This is a genomic window from Sphaerisporangium sp. NPDC051011, assembly GCF_040653595.1.
GTDB lineage: Bacteria > Actinomycetota > Actinomycetes > Streptosporangiales > Streptosporangiaceae > Sphaerisporangium.
This window is the reverse complement of the sequence record NZ_JBFAGG010000018.1, coordinates 170,921-188,865: the sequence shown is the minus strand read 5'-3', so window position 1 is coordinate 188,865 and position 17,945 is coordinate 170,921. Positions and strand designations below refer to the sequence as shown.

At 68.1% G+C, this 17,945-nt stretch carries 14 protein-coding genes; 5 read left to right on the top strand and 9 right to left on the bottom strand.

Annotated features, from left to right (window positions below):
* Positions 1 to 270: 270 nt before the first annotated feature.
* Positions 271 to 1,596, bottom strand: coding sequence for a hypothetical protein (locus AB0H21_RS33715; RefSeq protein WP_358524970.1), 1,326 nt, complete (start codon positions 1,594 to 1,596; stop codon positions 271 to 273).
* A gap of 251 nt (positions 1,597 to 1,847) precedes the next feature.
* Between AB0H21_RS33715 and AB0H21_RS33710 the strand changes: the two genes are divergently transcribed.
* Complete coding sequence (locus AB0H21_RS33710; protein WP_358524969.1) at positions 1,848 to 2,972, top strand: IS630 family transposase; 1,125 nt, start codon at positions 1,848 to 1,850, stop codon at positions 2,970 to 2,972.
* 86 nt (positions 2,973 to 3,058) lie between these two features.
* On the opposite strand, the gene AB0H21_RS33705 is transcribed toward AB0H21_RS33710, so the two are convergent.
* Both AB0H21_RS33705 and AB0H21_RS33700 read right to left on the bottom strand, forming a co-directional pair.
* Positions 3,059 to 3,742, bottom strand: a complete 684-nt coding sequence (locus AB0H21_RS33705) for a response regulator (RefSeq protein ID WP_358524967.1) — start codon at positions 3,740 to 3,742, stop codon at positions 3,059 to 3,061.
* A 55-nt stretch (positions 3,743 to 3,797) separates the two neighbouring features.
* Positions 3,798 to 5,408 (bottom strand): sensor histidine kinase, encoded by a 1,611-nt coding sequence (locus AB0H21_RS33700; protein ID WP_358524964.1) that lies wholly within the window; start codon positions 5,406 to 5,408, stop codon positions 3,798 to 3,800.
* Positions 5,409 to 5,639: 231 nt separating this feature from the next.
* Here AB0H21_RS33700 and AB0H21_RS33695 point away from each other — a divergent pair, with 231 nt between their 5' ends.
* From AB0H21_RS33695 to AB0H21_RS33685, 3 genes are read left to right on the top strand one after another with little or no spacing between them, the layout of a single operon-like run.
* The gene (locus AB0H21_RS33695; protein ID WP_358524961.1) at positions 5,640 to 6,482 is read left to right on the top strand and encodes an ABC transporter ATP-binding protein; all 843 of its coding nucleotides are present in this window, start codon (positions 5,640 to 5,642) and stop codon (positions 6,480 to 6,482) included.
* Positions 6,472 to 7,491, top strand: a complete 1,020-nt coding sequence (locus tag AB0H21_RS33690; protein ID WP_358524958.1) for an ABC transporter permease — start codon at positions 6,472 to 6,474, stop codon at positions 7,489 to 7,491. The genes AB0H21_RS33695 and AB0H21_RS33690 overlap by 11 nt, the downstream gene beginning before the upstream one ends.
* A 17-nt stretch (positions 7,492 to 7,508) precedes the next feature.
* Complete coding sequence (locus tag AB0H21_RS33685) at positions 7,509 to 8,555, top strand: ABC transporter substrate-binding protein (RefSeq protein WP_358524955.1); 1,047 nt, start codon at positions 7,509 to 7,511, stop codon at positions 8,553 to 8,555.
* 173 nt (positions 8,556 to 8,728) lie between these two features.
* Here the strand turns inward: AB0H21_RS33685 and AB0H21_RS33680 are convergent, their stop codons facing one another.
* From AB0H21_RS33680 to AB0H21_RS33660, 5 genes are all read right to left on the bottom strand, one after another.
* The gene (locus AB0H21_RS33680) at positions 8,729 to 10,321 is read right to left on the bottom strand and encodes a multicopper oxidase domain-containing protein (RefSeq protein ID WP_358524952.1); all 1,593 of its coding nucleotides are present in this window, start codon (positions 10,319 to 10,321) and stop codon (positions 8,729 to 8,731) included.
* Between the two features lie 317 nt (positions 10,322 to 10,638).
* Positions 10,639 to 11,301 (bottom strand): hypothetical protein, encoded by a 663-nt coding sequence (locus tag AB0H21_RS33675; RefSeq protein WP_358524950.1) that lies wholly within the window; start codon positions 11,299 to 11,301, stop codon positions 10,639 to 10,641.
* Between the two features lie 476 nt (positions 11,302 to 11,777).
* Entirely contained in the window at positions 11,778 to 11,969 is a 192-nt protein-coding gene (locus tag AB0H21_RS33670) for a DUF397 domain-containing protein (RefSeq protein ID WP_358524948.1), read from the bottom strand.
* Between the two features lie 41 nt (positions 11,970 to 12,010).
* A complete protein-coding gene (locus tag AB0H21_RS33665) occupies positions 12,011 to 12,211 on the bottom strand; it encodes a DUF397 domain-containing protein (RefSeq protein ID WP_358524945.1) in 201 nt (66 codons plus the stop codon).
* Positions 12,202 to 13,056, bottom strand: a complete 855-nt coding sequence (locus tag AB0H21_RS33660; RefSeq protein ID WP_358524942.1) for a helix-turn-helix transcriptional regulator — start codon at positions 13,054 to 13,056, stop codon at positions 12,202 to 12,204. Before AB0H21_RS33660 ends, AB0H21_RS33665 begins: the two co-directional genes overlap by 10 nt.
* A gap of 306 nt (positions 13,057 to 13,362) precedes the next feature.
* On the opposite strand from AB0H21_RS33660, the gene AB0H21_RS33655 reads away from it, so the two are divergent.
* Positions 13,363 to 13,815, top strand: a complete 453-nt coding sequence (locus AB0H21_RS33655) for an ATP-binding protein (RefSeq protein WP_358524940.1) — start codon at positions 13,363 to 13,365, stop codon at positions 13,813 to 13,815.
* A 237-nt stretch (positions 13,816 to 14,052) separates the two neighbouring features.
* Here AB0H21_RS33655 and AB0H21_RS33650 read toward each other — a convergent pair whose 3' ends face one another.
* Positions 14,053 to 17,685 (bottom strand): CARDB domain-containing protein, encoded by a 3,633-nt coding sequence (locus tag AB0H21_RS33650; RefSeq protein ID WP_358524937.1) that lies wholly within the window; start codon positions 17,683 to 17,685, stop codon positions 14,053 to 14,055.
* Positions 17,686 to 17,945 lie beyond the last annotated feature (260 nt).

The following is a 17,945-nucleotide window of genomic DNA, read 5'->3' as shown; positions in this document are numbered from 1 at the left end:
GAAAACCCACACCACCTACGACCAAGCAACCGCATGGTCACACCGGCAACACGACCTCGCCGCTTGACATTCCGGCTCCAGGGATGTCTGACCCGACCGGCCACCGGAGCCGGGCCGCGGCGCACGCTCAGCGGCGGTCCGGCGTCACAGCACTAGCGGGCGCTGCTGTCGGACTCCTACAAGCGCGTCGACCATCTGGACGTCTGACCGCCGCACCCCGATGGCGTCGAGCAGGCCAGGGTCCCTACCTCGAGAGCAGCAAGTGACAGGTCACGAGTGCTTGTGCCACTTGGGCATGCGTAATCGCACCCGGCGGCGCACGATCGCCACTGCGGCGACCAGGGTGATGAACGGCAGCCAGATGACCGCGTAGACCAGCCCGTACTTGTGCAAGTCGAAAATGGAGTACGAGCTGTCGACCTCGCTCCCGTTCACCCCGAAATACGCGAGCATGAGCGCGGGCGGGAGCGCGAGAAGAGTGCCGATGGCGATGGACGCGCCGAAGATGCGCTCACGCCGGACGAGCCACTCGTTGGTGGCCGCGTCCAGCACTGCCCGGCGGGCCTCGATCACGGACGCGACCCTGCCGACCATCTGCGAGGTGTTGGCCGAGCTCTCGTGCAGTCCGGCGACGCCACGAAGCGAGGTGTGGTAGCTCTCGACGAGGATCTCAGGAATCAGGATGGTATCCGCGTAGGCCTCTATCCCGAAGCTGAGGTCGAGTTGCAGCTCGCTGAGCCGGTTCGACAGGCGCGAGATCAGCGACCGCGCCTCCGAGACGGAGGAGACGTCGACGGCGTCGTTCAGTTCGAGCGCGTCGAGCGTCCGGCGGCGCACGCGATGCAACACCCCGGCGGCGTTGACGAGCCCGGCGGCGGCGACGCCGAACGCGTTCTCGACCGGCTCGGCCCAGCCCGCGGCCAGGGTGACTCCGCGCCCATGAACGAGCATGAATGTGTCCCCGTTGTTCAGGACGGCGGGGCGCCGGATTCCCAGCTCGCGCCCGCGCGTGCCGTCGATGGTGCCCCGGAAGAGAATGGAGACCACCTCCGGCAGGGCGTCTTCGGCCTCCGCGTTGCGCCGGAGCAGTTCACGGGCGACGGCACCGCCCGCGAAAACGCATTGGTGGACGTTACGGCCGAAGGCGATGGGCTCGCCCGCCACGGACCCGGGCAGCCGCGCGGTCACCCAGTCGCAGAGCGGTTCATCGCTGATCCGGATCGCCGCCCGGTCGCGCCACGTGGCGAAGATGAACTCCGTGATGTGCGCGGCGGTGGCGGCCTCGCCGAGCTCCACGTTCAGCAGCAGCAGGCCGTCGTGGCGCGGGGTCGTCGCGAGCGCGAGCTTGATGCTCTCGATCGGGATGCCGCCGTCGAACGCGGACACCCGGAGTCGGTCGGGCAGATCAACGTAGGTGTGGTACACCAATTGCGGGAGCAGACGGCCCGCGGCGGTGATGTGGCCGTCGAACCTTCCCATGTGGAGGACGGTCGTGAGCGGTCTGAGCGTGTCGCGGGGTACGCGCAGGGGATTCGCGAGGTTGTAGATGCCGAGAATGCGCGTCGCACTCCGCGTCGCGGTGTCGCGCTGTGGCATTACCGTTCTCCTCACATCTTCGGAAGGAATCCGGAGAAAATGATGTTGTCGGCGTGGGTTCGGGCCCGCCCTTCTTCGTCATGACTTTCGACCGGCCAGGCGAGGACCGGAACGCCGCGACGCCGCCACATTGACACGATAGACGAGGGCAGGCCGGCTAGTGCTGTGACCGGAAACGATCACCGGGTTCCCGTGTAGTCCGTCGCGCCGATTGGATGTGTGTACACGTCCGATCGGCGCGAGGAGGCACGGTGGCAGAACCGGTCAGGGTGCGAAGACTGATGGATCAGGAAGGGCAGAAGCTGCAGAGGATCGTCCGCCGGGGTAGCACCAACTCGGTGCGGTATAGACGAGCGATGATCCTGCTGGCCTCGGCCGGAGGTAACACCGTCCCGGTGATCGCCCGCCTGGTGCAGGCCGATGAAGACACCGTCCGCGATGTCATTCACCGCTTCAACGAGATCGGGCTGGCCTGCCTGGACCCTCGGTGGGCGGGAGGCCGTCCCCGCCTGCTCAGTGACGACAAGGAAGCCTTCGTCGTCCAGACGGCCGCCACGCGACCGGCCCGGCTCGGGCAGCCGTTCACCCGCTGGTCCGTCCGGAAACTCGCCGCCTACCTGCAGACTCTTCCCGGCCGGGCGATCCGGATCGGCCGGGAGGCATTACGCGCTCTGCTGTCTCGGCATGGGGTCACCTTCCAGCGCACCAAGACCTGGAAGGAGTCCCCTGACCCCGACTTCGAGGCCAAGCTGGACCGGATCGAGTACGCGCTGACTCAGCGCCCGGAGCGGACCTTCGCCTTTGATGAGTTCGGGCCGTTGGGCATCCGGCCCACATCCGGGTCCGGATGGGCGAAGCAGGGCCGGCCGGACCGGCTGCCGGCCACCTACCGCCGCACTCACGGGATCACCTACTTCCACGGTTGCTACTCCGTCGGCGATGACCTGCTGTGGGGCGTCAACCGGCGCCGCAAGGGCATCGGCCACACCTGGGCCGCACTGCGCTCCATCCGGGCCGCCCGCCCCGACGGCGGCCCGATCTACGTCATTTTGGACAACCTGTCGGCGCACAGGAACTGGCGCATCCGCACCTGGGCGAAGAAGAACAAGGTCGAGTTGTGCTTCACCCCGACCTACGCCTCCTGGGCCAACCCGATCGAGGCGCACTTCGGCCCGCTGCGGCAGTTCACCATCGCCAACTCCGACCATCCCAATCACACCGTCCAGACCAGGACCCTGCACGCCTACCTGCGCTGGCGCAACGCCAATGCCCGCCACCCCGACATCCTGGCCGCCCAGCGCCGCGAACGCGCCCGCATCCGAAGCGAGAAAGGCATCCGCTGGGGCGGGCGTCCTCTCCCAGCCGCCGTGGCCTGACGACCGCCCAACCCGGCGATCGTTTCCGGTCACAGCACTAGGCCGACCGCACGCCGTCGGCCGGGCGTGTGCCGATCGTTCGTGGCCTACTGCGGCGCGGGCCAGCGGTACAGGTGCTCCGGCCGCCCCGTGGTGCCGTACCGGAGGCCGACGGCGACGCGGCCGTCGGCGGCGAGGTCGGACAGGTAACGTTGCGCGGTCGCCCGTGAGAGCCCGAGGCGGGCGGCGACGTCGGCCGCCGTGACGGGCTCGCCCGCGGTGCGCACGGCGTCGATGACCAGCCGTGCCGTCTGGCTGGACCGTCCCTTGCGCACGGCCGCGTCCACCCGGTCGCCCTCGTGCAGGACGCGGATCGCGCGGTCGATCTCGGCCTGGTCGAGCGTCCGGTCGCCGCCGAGCTGCCCGTGGAACCGCGCGTACGCGCGCAGCCGTTCGGCGAGGTCGGCTTCGCTGAACGGTTTGACCAGGTAGTTGACGACCCCGCGCCGCATCGCCTCGCGGACGACGGCGCGCTCGGCGGCGGCGGTGAGCATGATCACGTCGCATCCGAGGCGCGGGGCGATGGACGTGCCGGGCGCGTCGGGCAGGTACTGGTCGAGCAGCGCGAGGTGGGGACGCAGGCGGTCGGCCATCTCGACGGCCTCGGCGGCCGTGTGGGCGATGCCGGCGACCTCGAAGCCGGGCACCCGCCGCACGTACCGGGCGTGGACGTCCGCGACCCGGAAGTCGTCGTCCACGACCAGCACGCGGATCGTCGAGCCGCCCTTCACGGCGTCCCACCCGAGGTGACGCCAAGAACGCCGACAACGGGAGCGGGGCGAAGTGTCATGCGTCACCCCGGGTGATGGCGTTGGGGAGCCGGGTGACGAAGACGGCGCCGCAGTCGGTCCCGGACGCGCGGGTGAGGGCGAGTTCGCCGCAGTGGCGCAGCGTGAGCCGCCGGGCGAGGGCCAGGCCGACGCCGTGCGGCCGGGCGTCGTCGGCGGCGGTGGTGAAGTCCTGGTCGAAGAGCCGGTCGACGGCCTCGGCGGGCACGCCGTCCCCGCTGTCCACGACCACCATGTGCAGAACGTCGGCCTCGGAGACCAGCGAGACCTCGACCCAGGCGGGACGCCGGGACCCGGCCTGTGCGGCGGCGGTGGCGTTGTCCACCAGGTTGCCGAGGATGGTGACGACGTCCAGCGGCGCCTTGAGCTGCGCGGGGACGAACGAGTCGGCGCTGAGCCGCAGATCGACCCCGCGTTCGGAGGCGACGGCGGTCTTGGCGGCGAGTAGCCCGCGAATGTACGGGTCGCGCAGCCGTCCGCCGTCGCCGTACTCGGTGGCCAGCGGGTCGTCGGCGAGTTCCCGCAGGTAGGCGACGGCCTCGTCGCGGTGCCCGAGGCTGAGCAGGCCGGACAGCGTGTGCAGCCGGTTGGTGTACTCGTGCGCCTGCGCCCGCAGCGCGTCGGAGAGCGCGCGGACGACGTCCAGCTCGCGGGCCATCGCGTCCAGGTCTGTGCGGTCGCGCAGGGTGAGTACGTGGCCGAGGTCGCGGTCGCCCCGGCGTACGGGGGCGGCGGTGACGACGAGCATGCGGTCCTCGGTGGCGACGAGGACGCCGCGCGCCTTCGTCCGCTCGGACAGCAGCGTGCGCAGGCCGGACGGCAGGCCCGCGTCGGCGGCAGGGGCGCCGAGGAGGGGCCGGCCGCCGATCAGGCGCGCCGCCGCGTCGTTGCAGATGGTGACCCGCCCGGCCGGGTCGACGGCGAGGACGCCCTCGTCGATGCCGTGCAGGACGGCCTCGCGCTCGCGCAGCAGGTCGGCGAGGTCGGTGGGTTCCAGTCCGAGGGTCTGGCGCTTGAGCCTGCGGGCGAGCCCGGCGGAGGCGACGACGCCGAGGGCGAGGGCGACCCCGGTGAACCCGGCGGCGGGGCGCAACAGGTCGCCGATGCGGCGGGACACCTCGCCGGCCGCGATTCCCACGCTGACCTGGCCGACCACCTGGCCGGTGGCGGTGAGCAGGGGGACCTTGCCCCGCGCGGACGGGCCGAGCGTGCCGGTCTCGAAGGTGACGACCTCGTGGCCGCTGAGGGCCTCGGGGGCGGTGCTGACCCGCTGCCCGAGGCGGTCGGCGTCGGGGTGGGAGTAGCGGATGCCGTGGTCGTCGGCGACGACGACGAACAGGACGCCCGCGCGCCGCCGGGCCGCCTCGGCGCGTTCCTGCACGTCGCCGGACCGGTCGTGGGCGGCGACGTCGCGCACGATCTCGGCGTCGGCGGCGACCGAGCGCGCGACGGCGAGGGCGCGTTCCTCGTACTGCTTCTCGAGCTCCGCGTGGAGCATGTAGGCCACCAGCGCGAAGCCGAGCCCGAGGATCAGCAGGAGCACGGCGACCTGGACGAGCAGGGCCTGCGTCGCGAAGCGCAGCGGGGGACGCCGCCCAGGCCAGGACATGGGAGCACGATACTCCCGCCCGCCCCGCGTGAGCCCGCGCGCAAAAAGAGCAAAACGCGAAATACGCGCTTTGCTCACACAACCGGCACAAGGCTGGTGAGGCCTGTCACACCGGCCTACGTTCCCGGGAAACGAATTCCCCGTTCCCCTTCATGACTACCAGTTCATGACTACCAGGCCGATGTTTCCTCCGCGTGTCAGGAGCCGGACCTCGTCCGGAAGGAGCAGAAATTGACCACCCCCAGCGCCCCAGCCGCCGCACCCCGGGCGGGGGGCGACGCCATCGAGCTGCGCGGCGTCACCAAGCGCTTCCCGACCCGCGACGGCGGCGACTACACCGCCGCGAGGAACATGACCCTGAACGTCCGCCAAGGCGAGTTCGTGAGCGTGGTCGGGCCCACGGGCTGCGGGAAGTCCACGAGCCTGTCCATGATCTCCGGCCTCGCGCCCGCCAGCGACGGCCAGGTGCTCGTCCAGGGCAGGCCCGTGACCGGCATCCCCGACGGGCTCGGCTACATGTTCCAGCAGGACGCCGTGCTGCCATGGCGCACCGTGCTCGACAACGTCGCCGCCGGCCCCCGCTACCGCGGCGCCACCAGGGCCGACGCCCGCGACCGGGCCCGGGACTGGGTGGCCAAGGTCGGGCTCGCCGGGTTCGAGCGCTACTACCCCCACCAGCTCTCCGGCGGCATGCGCAAACGCGTCGCCCTGGCCCAGACGCTGATCAACGAGCCGTCGATCCTGCTCATGGACGAGCCGTTCAGCGCCCTGGACGTCCAGACCCGCGAGCACATGCAGGACCTGCTGCTGGACCTGTGGTCGGGCAGCGGCGCCGCCGTCGTCTTCGTGACCCACGACCTGACCGAGGCCATCGCGCTGGCCGACACGGTGGTCGTCATGACCGCCGCCCCCGCCACCACCAAGAAGGTCATCCCGGTACGGCTCGAACGGCCGCGCCGCGTGGAGGAGATCCGGCTGGAGGAGTCCTTCCTGGAGGTCTACCGCGAGGTGTGGGACGCGCTGCGCGAAGAGGTCGAGATCACCCGCGCCCGGGGAGCCCGCCGTGCCGCCTGAGCGCCGTGCGGCCGTGTCGCCTGAGCCCGCGCCGCTCACCGGCCCGAACGAGTCGACCGACCCCTCGGTCCGCGCCCGCACCCGCACCCGCGACGGCGTCGGCGTCGGCGTCGGTGTCGGCGTGAAGGAGGACATCAAGGAGGACCACCCCATGTCCCAGCAAGCCCTCGAAACCCCCGCCGTACGGGACGACGCCCCCGCGCGCCCCCGCCGCCGTGGCCTGCGCGCCCCGAAGATCACCGCGACGCGCGTGCTGCTGGTCGTGCTCTGGCTGGCAAGCTGGGAGCTGTCCGCGAGCACGTTCCTGGACCCCTTCTACTACTCCAAGCCCAGCGCCATCTGGGGCCGCCTCGTCGACTGGTTCACCAGCGGCACGGCGTTCGGCACGATCTGGGAGCAGATCGCCGTCACCCTGGAGGAGGCGGTCGCGGGGTTCGTCATCGGCTCGCTCGCCGGAGTCGTCCTCGGCGTCCTGCTCGGCCGGGGACGCTTCCTGGCCGAGGTGTGCGCGCCGTTCATCAAGGCGGCGAACGCGATCCCGCGCATCGTCCTGGCGTCGCTGTTCGTGATCTGGTTCGGGCTCGGCATGTCCTCCAAGGTCGCGACCGCCGTCGTCCTGGTCTTCTTCGCCGTCTTCTTCAACGCCTTCCAGGGCGCGCGCGAGGTCGACAAGACGCTGATCGACAACGCGCGCATCCTCGGCGCCCGGCCCCGGCAGATCCTGCTGACGATCGTGCTGCCCAGCGCCACGTCGTGGATCCTCGCCAGCCTGCACGTCGCCTTCGGCTTCGCGCTGATCGGTGCGATCGTCGGCGAGTACACCGGCGCCGACAAGGGCCTCGGCCTGCTCATCAACCACGCCCAGGGCACCTTCGACTCGGCCGGGATCTACGCCGGAATGATCATCATCACGGTCATGGCGCTGCTCGCCGAATGGCTGCTCACCCTCCTCGAACGCCGGCTCCTCGCCTGGCGCCCGCCGTCCGCCGCCGCCGAAGCACAGATCTGATCGGAGCAAGACCCGCCATGAACGCCACATCCCGCCTCGCCGTCACCGCCGTCGCCGGCCTGGCGATGGTCGTCGCCGCCACGGGCTGCCGCGACTCCCGTACCGCCACCGCCGCCGAGGGCGCCAAGGGCCCGCAGGTCAAGATCATGATCGGCGGCATCGACAAGGTCATCTACCTGCCGCCCAAGCTGACCGAGCAGCTCGGTTACTTCAAGCAGGAGGGCGTGGACGTCCAGTTGCTCACCGAGCCCTCGGGCGCGCAGGCCGAGAACGTCCTCATCAGCGGCGACGTCCAGGGTGTCGTCGGCTTCTACGACCACACGATCGACCTGCAGACCAAGGGCAAGTGCATCCAGAGCGTCGTGCAGTTCGCCGACGTGCCCGGGGAGGTCGAGGTCGTCTCGACCGCGCAGGCCGACAAGATCAAGTCACCGGCCGACTTCAAGGGCAAGCGGCTCGGCATCACCAGCCCCGGCTCCTCGACCGACTTCCTCACCCAGGCGCTCGCCGTCAAGGCGGGCCTGAAGACCGAGGACATCACCCGGGTCAAGGCGGGCGCCGGCCCGACGTTCATCGCCGCCATGGACAACGGCGGCATCGACGCGGGCATGACCACCGACCCCACCGCAGCCAAGCTCACCTCGATGGGCAAGGGCAAGATCATCATCGACATGCGCACCGAGGAGGGCACCCGGGCGGCCCTCGGCGGCCTCTACCCGGCCAGCTCGCTGTACATGGACTGCGCCTGGGTGCAGGCCAACAAGCCGACCGTCCAGAAGCTCGCCAACGCCCTGGTGAAGACGCTGAAGTTCATCAACGAGCACTCCGCCGAGGAGATCGCCGCCAAGATGCCCACCGAGTACGCCGGCGGCGACCCCGCCCTGTACGCCAAGTCGATCAACGACACCAAGAGCATCTTCCGCCCGGACGGCCTGATGGACGAGGAGGGCGCCAAGAACGTCCTGGAAGTGCTCAGCCTGTTCTCGCCGAACGTCCAGGGCAAGAAGGACAGCATCGACCTGTCCAAGACCTACACCACCGAGTTCGTCAAAGCCGCCAAGTAGTACCAAGTACGACCGATCAAAGGCCCTCGCCCGGTTCAGGGGCGAGGGCCGTTCGAACTCGTGGCCGCACCGTGGTCAAGGGTCCGGTGGGCGCGCGTCCCGGACGGTGGCGGGACTCACGGCCGGCAGGGGCACCTGGTCAGGCGGGACTCAGGGATGGCGGGGGTGCCGGGTCAGCTGGTGACCTGGTAACGCGCCATCATGCCCGCCGAGATGTGGTCGTTGACGTGGCAGTGGTAGAGCCAGACGCCGGTGGCGTCCGGCACCATGTCCGCGACGGCCATGGACGCCGGGAGCAGGTTGACCACGTCCATGCGCATCCCGCCGACCGTGACCGTGTTGCCGTGCCAGTGCGGGGTGTGCAGGTCCACCTCGGTGCCCATGCTCATCTCGTACCAGCGCACGTGCTGCCCCCTGCGGAGCTTCACCATCGGCATGCTGCCGTAGACGTACCCGTTGATGGAGTGCATCAGGTTCGATTCGTTGAAGCCCTCGTCATCCAGGTCCGGGTACGGCTGGCCGGCGAAGGCCTCCAGACTGCGCTCCAGGTAGGGACTCTTGTTCTCGTCCATCACCGAGAACAATCCGAAAATCTCCCGGTCGACGTCGTTGGGGCTGCCGTCCGCGCGGGCGGACCCGGCCTTGGTGATGACCATCGGGCCCATCAGGCCGGCGTAGGTGTCGCCGATCTCGTCGGTGTGCGAGTGGTACATCCACATCACCGAGGTGCCGTCGTGCGGACCGGGCCCGGCCCGCTCGGGCACCTGCCAGACGTAGGTGTGCCTCCCGCCGGTCGGGACCGCGTCGTCGTACTTGTCGGAGCCCGAGGTTCCGTCGCTGTACGGCGCGCCCTCGGCGTTCTTGGTGTAGAACACGCCGTGCGGATGCACGCTGGTGGGGATCGAGCAGGTGTTACGGAAGACCACCCGGATGGTGTCGCCGACCACCCCGCGGATCACCGGCCCGAGAAGTCCCAGGTACTGGTCGTCCGCGCTACGCGGGACGAGCGTGCTGAACGAGTCGTTGGTGTACCCCCGGTACAGGCACTTGTAGTACTTCGAGCCGATACGGCCCGGTCCGGACTTGACGAAGGTATCGGCTTCTTCGTCGAACGGCTGTCCGGTGGTGCCGTTGTAGCCCAGCGGGGCGTAGTTCCACGTCACCTCGTCGGCGCTGATGTAGTACGTGCGCGTGGTGCCGTTGGTGCTGAAGGCCGCGCCCATGTTGTTCCAGTCGGTGACGTCCGTCATCGACATACCGCCGCTCGCCGACGCGCCGCCGGCCGCGGTTCCCGTCGTGACGGCACCGACCGTGGCGATGCCGAGCGCCACCACCACCGCGCTGGCCGCCCACGGCGCCAGAGCCCGCGTCCGCCGTTCGCTCGCCTGCCCGTAGCGGTGCCACCAGAAGGCGAACGCGGCGGAGCCGGTCATGGTCAGTTCCGCGGTGATCGCCAGAAGACCGGCGGGGTCGGTCCAGCTTCCCAGGCCGCCGCGGACCTGCGGGAGTCCGGCCGAACGGCTCAGCGCGTAGGCGCCGATCGCGGCCAGGCCCAGCGCGCCGGTCGCCGACCAGACCCAGGCGCTGTCCCGGCGTACCAGGAGCACGGCGAGTACCGCACAGATGAGTATGTAGAGGACGAACGCCACGCCGAGATACGGCGCCTTCTGTAAGTGGTCTTCGAGGACGACTCCGTGGACCAGCGCGGCGACCACTGCCGCTCCGGCCGCGGCGAACCGCGCTGGGGACAATAGCACTTTTGACACGTGAATCTCCTTGCCGTGAATGGTTCGGAGTATCCTGCCGTCCCCGTTACCCTGATACCCCGCAATGCGATCACGGCCCCCACTCCGGCGACTTCACGCTGTCCCGCCCGGCTCAGAAAATCCCCCAACTTAGCCTGGACTCTCCTCGGCAACGGTGTCGTATGGACTACAGCGACAATGGGTCAATCGCCTCCCCAGGGCATGCAGTCTCCCGCTCGCGGACATGCCCGGCAGAGCCGCACAGTGGCACCGCATTGCCGAGGGATGAATTACTGTGAAGCCACCGTTACCGCATGCCGCGAAATTATCGGGCAATCCTATGGTGCCGGCCTTGGGCCGCCGGATGGTCCAGCCGTCAGTACGGATTGATCCGCCGATCGCGAAGGTGCCCACCCCGGCGAGGGTGACGTGAGTGCTGTCGGTGATTCTCGTGGCCCCGGTGAATCCGACCCCACCGCTAGGTTAGGATCATTTACGAAGGTGACGGCCACGGGGATGTTCTTGGAGACGCTACGTGCGGCACCCGCGCTCAGGGCTGTGGACCTCAAAAGGGCTTCATCGACAGCGGCCCCACGCGACAGCCTGTAGGTGACCGTGATGGAATCGTCAGCCGGGTCGGTCTCGCTGACGACCGTAGCGACACCGGGGTACTTGGCCACCGCTGAAAACATCTCTTCCGAGATCACCTCGAGGTCGGCTGCGTTCAACGGCGCCCCGTATTGGAGTTGAACGTCGTATGGCAGATTCCGCAGGAGGTCGAGAGCGGATTGTTCGGGCTCGCGGGTGAATCTGACCCAGACATCGGCCTGGCCGGATTCGAAATAGCCTGCATTGACATAGGTGCCGGCATAGTCGGTGGCCAGCTTGGCCGCTACCTCCTCGAACGTTTTAAGCCCACGATACTTGTTTCGAACGGCCGCCAGATCCGATCCCGACTGCTTTGCGTAGACGGCAAGATCCTTTTGCGTGGCGTCGTCCATCTGTTCCGCCGTGCCCGTGCCGTGGAGCAGTATCGAACTCAATGGGGCAGCGCTACCATCGATTCGTACCTTAGTGACTGAGCTTTCGGTAGCGCCTGGAGTCGAAGTCGGAGGTATTGCATTTGGCTGAGCTGATGAGCTTGCACTGATAGCTGTAATCGAAAGCATAAGGGTTAAGCCAAAGCTGATCTTTTTGAACACGGCAGTCCCCTGCGAGTTGGGCGGCTGTAGCCGCCGCCCAGGTAACGACGACGATCCGAAACCCTGTACCGTCTGACTAATCCGATTCGCGCCCATTTTGCTCCCCTTGGCGGACTGAAACAGGTGCTCGATCGACTTCGTCGACCTAGATAACCGTCTCAGTCTGGCCAAAGTGATACAGCTTGGCGATGGTCGTATTTCGTCAGAGCGGCACTTTAATGGCCGCGCCGGCCGATGTATTTAGGGCGTGCGTTCACCGTCTTAAGTGCATGTGCTCACCGCCGCCGACCGATGGCGGTGATGAAGAGCCCCCACTCGGCGGGAGTGGTGAGGACGGACGGCCCGCCGGGGTTCTTGCTGTCCCGCACCGCGACCACACCCGGCAGATTGAGCGCCACTTCGACACACTGACCGCCGTTGCTGCCAGAGTACGACGACTTAGTCCATGTGGCAGTGTTCAGGTCCATTGCTGACTCGTACTCCTTGCCATCGGCGGCCGAGGTGTGGTTCAGCAGTTGAACGTGTGGCTCTTGATAGCGCTGATGAAATGCTTCCACTCGCCCGAGGTGGAGACGAGAGCGGGAGTCTCCGGCGTTTTGCTGTCACGGACCGCTACCACGCGGGGCAGATTTGAGGCGACCTCAACGCACTGACCGCCGTTGTCCCCGGAGTACGACGACTTCCGCCAGATGGCGCAGTTCAGTTCCATTCCTGTCCCGCCTCCGTGATCATTTTCAATGATACGTGCTCAGGATAAGCCCATAGACGTATCGACTCATAGCGGTTCCAAACAGAGGCGACCAGCTCTGGGTCGTCCGTGATCTGGCCTTCGGCTGAAGAGTCCGCATGGATGGTATCGGGTTCACCGTGGGGAAGTTCGGCGATCATGAAGGCACCCAGCCGACCTGCCACACACTGCGAATCGACGACTTGTACGCAAATTGCTGGACGCTGTGCCATCTCGACCAGGTGCATGAGTTGTTCGCGCATCATCGCGACATCGCCAAGTGGCTGGCGTAGCACGGCCTGATCGATGAGGCAGAGCAGCATGGGGGGCTCATCCCGATCCAGGATGGCTTGACGTTGCATCCTCGCTCGAACGCGCTCGTCTACGTCCTTGAAGGTGATGCGTGGCCCCTGGCTGAAGATGTGCCGCGCGTAGGACTCCGTCTGGAGGAGGCCGGGGATCAGGAGGGGATCCCAGGAGCGGAGGACGTTCGCGTAGGGCTCGATCTGGTCTACCCAGTCCATGAACCATCTCGGGCCGCCGGGGCGGGCGGTTATGCGGCGATATAGCGTGACGAAATAGTTTCTTTCGTCGTGGCCGAAGATGAGGTCCAGCTTTTCCGCGTCCGACTTGGACGGCGTGCGCTTGGCCATCTCCAGGCGGCTCACCTGTGTCTGTGTGCATCCCAGACGTGCCGCGACGGCCGCCTGTGACCACTGCTTGGCCTCGCGAAGGCGGCGCATTTCAGCGCCGAAACGGGCCTGTGGGGAGCTTGGGGGAGGGGTTGGAGGGGTGGTGGTCTCCGGGGGCTTGGCGTTCTCGTCCATGTAATTCTCCGACGGTGCGGGGGTATTTCGGCCGGTCAGCTCGTCATACCACGCCTCCGTCTCCGATATCAGGCGATCAGCATTCGTTGGCCCCCGTTGGCCTGCGAATTCTGCTCCTGACGGGCCCGTCCTCTCCAGAATTGATCAATACGCGGCCCTCTGCGGTGAGAGCGGCGAAACAAACAGATTTACACCATTCAAATGGAAATGCCAACCTGAGCATCGTGGCCCGGCACAACGGGGTCGCGGGCCGCTCGGGGGCGACTGGAGGGCGGGGCGATGACGGCGCGGCCAGAGGTCGGTTCGGTGAGGACGGCGCGTCTGCTGGGGAGGGCCGAGCTTCCCGGGAGGGTGGCGTCGGTGGGGCTGGCGCGGGTGTTCGTACGGGAGGTGTTGCGCGCCGGCGGTTGCCCGGAGACGGACGACGCGGTGCTCATGGTCAGTGAGCTGGTAACGAACGCGCTCCAGCATTCGCGCTCGGGGCATCGTCCGGACGGGCGCCTGGTCGTCGTGCTCACCGACCACGGTGACGCGGTCCAGGTGGACGTGATGGACGAGGGGTCGATCGAGCGGCCGCGCGTCCGGCGGGAGGTGGACGACGGCGCGGAGGGCGGGCGGGGGCTGTGGCTGGTGTGCGAGTTGGCCGCGTCCTGGGGCTGGCGCAAGGACGAGGACGGCCACGTCGTGTGGTTCCAGATCCCCGCGGAGGCCCGGGACACGTCCGCGCACCCGGCTCCCTGGCTATCCACCGCGCACTAGCCGCTGGTTCCTCCGCGAGCGCGTCCAGCTCAGGGAGGTTGACGACGATCGGATCGACCCGACCTCACTACGGCCCAGACCGTCTCCGTCTCCGTGGAGGGGTTGATCTCCTGGTGGATCACGTGGGCCGGGATGCCGGCGCGGCGCCCGGGGGAGGCGCCGCGCCGGCGAGGGCTTGGCCGTCGCAGGACGCTACGACGGCCAAGCCGGGGGAACGGCGGTCAGGCGGTCACCGGGTCAGCCGCCGTTGATGACGAACTGGGTGCCCTGTTCTCTGACGATGTTGCCGGTCGCCGAGTTGGTGATGGTGACGTTGGACAGGGTCGCGGTGCCGCGGGCGCCGTTCATCGCCAGGATTCCGGCGCCGTTGTTGGACTTGTCGATCTTCACGTTGGTGATCGAGGCCGTCACGCTTCCGCCACCCGACTTGAACTGGATGCCGTCGTACGTCGAGTCGTAAATATCGGTGTCTCGTAGTATGACGCCGGGGATGTCCCTGCTCTGCGCGAAGAACGTGATGGCGCCGAACTTCTGGTTCTCGCCCCAGAAGACGCCACCGGCCCGGTAGAGCGCGTTGTTGGCGATCAGCGTCGTCCCCGAGAACGGCAGGGGGTCGTGGTCGGTCGCCAGCATGATGCCCGGGTAGTTCATCGTGTCGTAGATCAGGTTGTTCTCGATCGTGTTGCCGTAGCCGCCGTAGATCGCGATGCCGTTCGCGCGCCATGGGAGCTGGATCGTGTTGTTCACGAAGTGGTTGTCGTGCCCGATGTCCACGGACGTGTCCTTGACGTACCGGTTGGCCCAGACCGCCAGGGAGTCGTCGCCGGTCGTACGGAAGGACGAGTTGAACACCCGCGAGTTCCGCGTGCCGTTGGTGAAGTTGATGCCATCGGCGTAGGTGTCGCGGATGCGCATGCCGGTGAACTCCAGACCGTCACCCGGGCCCCAGAGCGCCGGGATGTTGTCGTAGTCACGGCCGACCCAGACGGCCACGTTGGCGTGCTCGATCCACACGTTGCTGATCTTGGTGTTGCGGCCGAACCGCCCGTTCAGGCCCACACCGCCCTCGGCGCCACCCGGTCCGCCGCGGATGCGGCCCGAACCGAAGATGGCGATGTCGGAGATCTGCACGTTGTCGTCGATGTCGAAGCCGAAGTTACCCTCGTGTGGGTGGTTGATGCCGCCCGCCAGGTGCGGCTCGGTCAGCGTGTAGAACTGCGAGTGCCACATGCCCGCGCCGCGGATCGTGACATTGCTGATGCCCACCTGGTTGTACTGACCCCGGTTCAGCGGGTCGTCGGTGAGGATCTTCTGCTCCTGGCGCCACTGGCCCGGCGGGATCCAGACACAGCTGATCACGCCGTTCTGGTCGTCGGTCACCGCGCGCTGGATGGCGGCGGTGTCGTCGTTCCCGTCGTTCGGGACCGCGCCATAGGCCGTGATCGAGGTGCACCCTGCCGGCTGGCTCAGCGGCGGCGCGACCTGCTCCAGGTCGATGAAGTCGATGACGTAGAAGGACGCCGTGTCGCCCGCGTCGCGCTGCAGCTTGAACCGGGTGCCGGGCGGGTAGCTCGCCGGCAGCAGCGCGTGCGCCTCGTCGAACAGCCGCCGGGCGTCGCCGCCGGGGGTGTTCGTCAGGCCCTCGGGGTCGTCGGTGTTCCCGTACAGCCAGCTGTGGCGCGACGAGAGGTTCAGCTTCTGGACGAAGGTGTCGTTGACGTAGAGGCTGATGGTCGCCTCGATGCCGTTGCCGTTCGCCGAGTCGGGGATCGAGTTGCGCACGACGATCGAGTTGGACTGGTTGGTCGAGGTGAACTCGACGAACTGCCCGGTGCTGTTCAGCCGCACCGACTTGCGGCCCGAGGACTCGGTCGCGAAGTTGGTGTGCCCGAAGGTGCGCAGCGGGTCGGCCTCCAGCAGCGTGCCCTGGTAGCGGGCGGCCTCGGCCTCGTACTCGACCCACGGCACCGCCGCGCCGCGCCCGACCACGATGGCCTGCGTGAACGTGTTGTTGGTCTCGTTGGTCTCGGCGACGACGTTGGTCGCGTCGGCGGTCGCGGTGATGGTGGCGCCGCCGGCGGTGGCGGTCCAGCTTCCGCTGATGGCCACGTTCACCGTCGCGCCCGCCGCGATCGACGGGGTGTTGGTGTTGAGCGTCGTGCCGCCCACGGCCACGCGGGTGACCGTGGTGGCGCCGGTCGCGGTGGTGCCGCGGTTCTTCACGGACACGCTGAACGTGACCGCAGCTCCGACGGCCGGGTTCGGCGGGTTGGAGGTGACGCCGAGCACCTGCAGGTCGGGGCCGGGAGCCTGCGCGACCACGAGCTGCGACGCCGCGGTGAAGAGGTTGTTGGTCTCGTCCTGCTCGAAGACGCTGTTGTCCGCGTCCACCCGGGCGCTGACCGTGTACGAGCCCTCGCCGCGGGTGCCGATGTTCGCGATCACCGTGGCGGTGGCGCCGACGGCCAGGGCGGGGACGTTGGCGGTGCCGACCAGCGCGCCGCCGAGGTTGAAGTTGACGCTGTCCGCCGGGGAGGCCAGTGTGCCCTGGTTCTTGACCGTGGCCGACAGCGTGATCGCCTGGGTCTCGTCCGGCGAGGCCGGGGACCAGGTGAGTCCGGTGACGGTGAGGTCGGGGTTCGGTGCGGGGGTGCCGATGACCTGGAACTCGGCGGCCTGTCCGGCGGGGGCGCCGGAGTTGCCGGTGTACTTGAACTGGACGTCGGCGACGCGGCCGGTGACCGGGATGGTGACGGTGTTGCCGGTGGCCGGGCTGAAGCTGTACTGGGTGGCGTTGGTGAGGCCGGTGAACGCGGTGGCGCTCTGCTCACGTCCGAGGACCTGGATGGTCTGGGTGCGCGGGCCCCAGATGCTGTCGGGGTTGAGCTTGACGACGACCTGGTTGATGTCGGCGTTGGCGCCGAGTTGCACGGTGAGGGTGTTGGGGTAGCCGGCGGCGCCTTCCCAGTAGGTGGCGAGGTTGTTGTCGTTGGCGTTGGCGGGCACGAAGGTGAACACCGACCCGTTGGCGGTGATCGGTTTGCCGATGGCGAGGTTGGTGCCGCCGCCGCCCGAGCCGGTGCGGGTGACGGTGTTGCTGGGGTCGGACTCGTTACCGGCCGCATCCTTGGCCGTGACGTGGTACGACACGGTGGCGGTGTCGGGCTGGTCGTCGGTGTAGGTCAGGACGTTACCGGCGACGCTGCCGCGCAGGGCGCCGCCGGCGTAGACGTTGTACGTGGTGACGCCGGTGTTGTCGGTGGAGGCGTTCCAGGTGAGGCGGATCTGGCCGGAGGCGGGCAGGGCGTAGGCCAGGTTGCCCGGGGCGGTGGGTTTTTGGGTGTCGCCGCCGCTTGCGGGGCCGTAGACCTCGAATTCGGAGATCTGTCCGGCGGGCCAGCCGGTGTTGGCGGTGATGTTCAGCCGGACGTAGCGGGCGGTGGTGGCGGTGAAGTTGATGGTGACGGTGTTGCCGGTGGCGGGGTTGAAGGTGTATCCGGCGGAGGCGACGGTCGTGGTGGTGGGCGGGCCGGCGGTCCCGGTCAGCACGGACAGGGTCTGGGTGCGGGTCTGCCAGGCGGCGATGCCGGGGAGTTTGAGGACGATCTGGTCGATGCTGAGAGCGGAGCCGAGGTCGACCTGGATCCATTGGGGGAAGGCGTTGTTGACGCTTTCCCAGTAGGTGGTGGCGTTGCCGTCGGTGGCGTTGCCGGCTCCGTAGACGTCGGCGTGGCCGCTTTCGGTGGTGGGTTTGCCGGCGGCGAGGTTGGGGCCTGCTGCCGATGCCGGCAGGCCGGGCCCGAACGCGACCATCAGGGCGGCCGAGAGCACGGCCGCGACCAGCCGTAACACCGGATGCTTTCTGCTCATTACTGTCTCTATCTCTCATCAGGGACAAAAGACGCGGCGGGAATCCGGGGAAACCGTCGCCGGGGGGTGCTGATCTCAACGCGGAGGGCGGAAAGCGCTCGGTCCGTGCCGCGGAAAGGCGGCGACCGTCCGCGCGATGCGGTAGCCGACATCACCGGGGGCCTCCATGGGGGGATGGGGGCGGGGCGGATGCACGGACGCGGTGCGCTCCAACCAGAAGTTGCGGAGATTAGAGAGAGAAATAACAGTGGTTTGCAAGA

Coding starts and splice junctions, on each gene's coding strand:
- AB0H21_RS33715 (WP_358524970.1), bottom strand. CDS start 1,596: ATGCCACAGCGCGACACCGCGACGCGGAGTGCGACGCGCATTCTCGGC.
- AB0H21_RS33700 (WP_358524964.1), bottom strand. CDS start 5,408: ATGTCCTGGCCTGGGCGGCGTCCCCCGCTGCGCTTCGCGACGCAGGCC.
- AB0H21_RS33685 (WP_358524955.1), top strand. CDS start 7,509: ATGAACGCCACATCCCGCCTCGCCGTCACCGCCGTCGCCGGCCTGGCG.
- AB0H21_RS33675 (WP_358524950.1), bottom strand. CDS start 11,301: ATGGACGACGCCACGCAAAAGGATCTTGCCGTCTACGCAAAGCAGTCG.
- AB0H21_RS33670 (WP_358524948.1), bottom strand. CDS start 11,969: ATGGACCTGAACACTGCCACATGGACTAAGTCGTCGTACTCTGGCAGC.
- AB0H21_RS33665 (WP_358524945.1), bottom strand. CDS start 12,211: ATGGAACTGAACTGCGCCATCTGGCGGAAGTCGTCGTACTCCGGGGAC.
- AB0H21_RS33660 (WP_358524942.1), bottom strand. CDS start 13,056: ATGGACGAGAACGCCAAGCCCCCGGAGACCACCACCCCTCCAACCCCT.
- AB0H21_RS33650 (WP_358524937.1), bottom strand. CDS start 17,685: ATGAGCAGAAAGCATCCGGTGTTACGGCTGGTCGCGGCCGTGCTCTCG.